General features: G+C 57.4%; 2 protein-coding genes. Both read left to right on the top strand.

The features are described 5' to 3' along the window. Positions 1 to 1,372, top strand: a 1,372-nt coding sequence (locus H5U08_RS15740; RefSeq protein ID WP_297035169.1) for a sulfatase-like hydrolase/transferase, incomplete at its 5' end; no start/stop codon positions are given. A 268-nt stretch (positions 1,373 to 1,640) separates the two neighbouring features. Beyond that, positions 1,641 to 2,453, top strand: an 813-nt coding sequence (locus tag H5U08_RS15735) for a hypothetical protein (protein ID WP_297035167.1), incomplete at its 3' end; no start/stop codon positions are given.

The raw sequence follows: 2,453 nt of genomic DNA, 5'->3' as shown, positions 1-2,453 counted from the left end.
ACAACCTGTTCGGCCCAATATTATTCTCGTCTTCATTGACGATATGGGCTGGGGCGATTTTTCCTGTTTTGGGAACACGGAAGCCAAGACACCGAATGTGGACTCCCTGGCGGCCGAGGGAATTCGATTCTATCAGTTCTATGTCAATTCGCCGATTTGTTCGCCCTCGCGGTGCGCGATCACCACTGGTCAGTTTCCCGCACGATGGCGGATCACATCCTATCTGAACAATCGGGCCGACAATGCTCGCCGGGGAGTGGCCGATTGGCTGGATCTGTCGGCGCCCACGCTGGCGCGGATCCTCAAGGAGCACGGATACGCCACCGGGCATTTTGGAAAGTGGCATCTCGGCGGGCAGCGGGATGTCGATGATGCTCCACCAATTACTGCTTACGGTTTCGACGAATCACTGACAAATTTCGAGGGGATGGGCCCCAAGCTGCTTCCTCTCACTCTTCGTCCCGGTGACAGGGAGTACGGCAGGATTTGGGCGGATGCCGAGATTTTGGGAGGACCCGTCGTGTGGATGCCCCGTTCTCAAATCACCAGCGGCGACGTCAACGCCGCCATGGCGTTCATGCGGAGGGCGATTCGAGCAAACAAGCCGTTCTATGTGAATATCTGGCCGGACGATGTGCATTCTCCATTCTGGCCACCGGTGGACAAGTGGGGTGACGGAAGCCGGCGCCAACTGTACAAGGCCGTCCTGGAAGAGATGGACCGGCAACTTGGGCCTCTGTTCCAGTTTGTCAGGAATAATCCCAAATTGAGAGATAATACGCTCATCCTTGTCTGCTCAGACAACGGGCCGGACGTCGATGCCGGAAGCAGCGGTCCTTTCCGTGGGAGTAAGGCCACGCTGTACGAGGGTGGCATCCGGTCACCCCTCATCGTTTGGGGGCCTGGTCTGGTGGCGAAGGAAGCGGCCGGCACCTGGAACAGAACGTCTGTTTTCTCGGCCATCGATTTGGTCCCATCTTTGCTGTCGATCGCGGGGATTGCAGTACCGCAGGGAGTCTTTTTTAATGGCGAGAATGTCTCCCCTGCTCTCCTCGGCAAACAAGCGGCTTCCCGTAAGTCACCCCTTTTCTGGCGGAGGCCGCCGGATAGAAAATTCTTTGCCGGTACCGGACCATATCCGGATTTGGCGATCCGCGAAGGGCGTTGGAAACTCCTTTGCGAGTATGATGGTTCCCGGCCGGAGCTGTACGATCTGGACGCCGATCCTGGGGAAACGAAGAATCTGGCCGACCAGCAGGGCCAGGTGGTTTCCTCGCTTCGAGAAAAACTGGTTGCATGGCACACAGGTATGCCGCAGGACAACGGGCTAAAACTCGGGGAGGAGGACCTCCGCCGAAACCACAATCGCTGAAGGGCAAGAAGCCCGGATTGGTGAAACCGGCTTTGGACGCTGTTCACGCCTGTGGACCATCACCTTAAAAATTGTTGACAGAGCGGACACGAGAAGGCCTGCTGATTAGCCGCGCACCGCAGCCATTCGCGGGTTCACTTGCTCTTTTCCGACGCCGCTCCATAGAATCTTTTGATCGCGGCCGGAACATGCAGGAATGAAACGGCCACGGTCAGGGGTGTGGGGTCGTCAAGTTCAACCCGCGGATGGTGAGCGGGATACCGTGGATATGCTCAGGAAGTTACTCGTCCCTTTGTGGTGCTGCACGCTTTTGTGGCTGGGCTGTTCAGACGAGAGAGGTCTGGTTCCCCATCCGGAAGAGCGCACCACAGGAGCGGCGAAGAGCGTAGGCGAAGAGTCCAGCCATCATAGGAGTGGTGGGGCCAGGGTATCTGATCGGCTCCGGCTGGCGTTTTCTGAATCTGCGCGAGAAATTCTCGTGGGTACGCTCGAACTGCGGCCCGGAGATGCTTTGCCGTTGCAAGCGGGTTGGACACCGATTGCTGCACAGCTTCTCGAAAAGGCGCCTGCCGCCGACTGTGCCTCGCTGACGATCGACTATCCTCTTGATGGTTCAATCTTTCCTCCGGAAATTGTGCCGCCCACACTGCTCTGGCATGACGATACGCCGGGCGTAGACTGCTGGCTGGTGGCGTTCGTTCTCAACGACGGGAAATCCTGGTTGGGCGCTTTGGTGCCGGGCGACTCACCCCCAGAAGGCGAAATCGACCCCCGCTGCCTGATAGAGACAAACGAGATCTATCGGGGCACACCGTACCAGCGGACGGCGAAAGCCTGGACAGTTCACAAACAAGTCTGGGATAGAGTGAAACAACATTCTGTGGAAACCCCATATCGACTGTACATTGTAGGATTTTCCGGTGAAAATCCTGGACAGGTTCTTTCTTGCGGTGCCATAACGTGCGTGACGTCGAAAGACCCCGTAGGAGCTCCGATATTTTATCGGGATGTTCCGCTCGCCCCGTCGCAAACGGAACGCGGCGTCATCAAACCGCTCAGCGAAGCCTTTCTGCCGCTAATT

This window comes from Thermogutta sp. (genome assembly GCF_014359955.1).
Classification (GTDB): domain Bacteria; phylum Planctomycetota; class Planctomycetia; order Pirellulales; family Thermoguttaceae; genus Thermogutta.
Note: the sequence above shows the minus strand (reverse complement) of the source record. Positions and strands in the feature narration are given on the sequence as shown.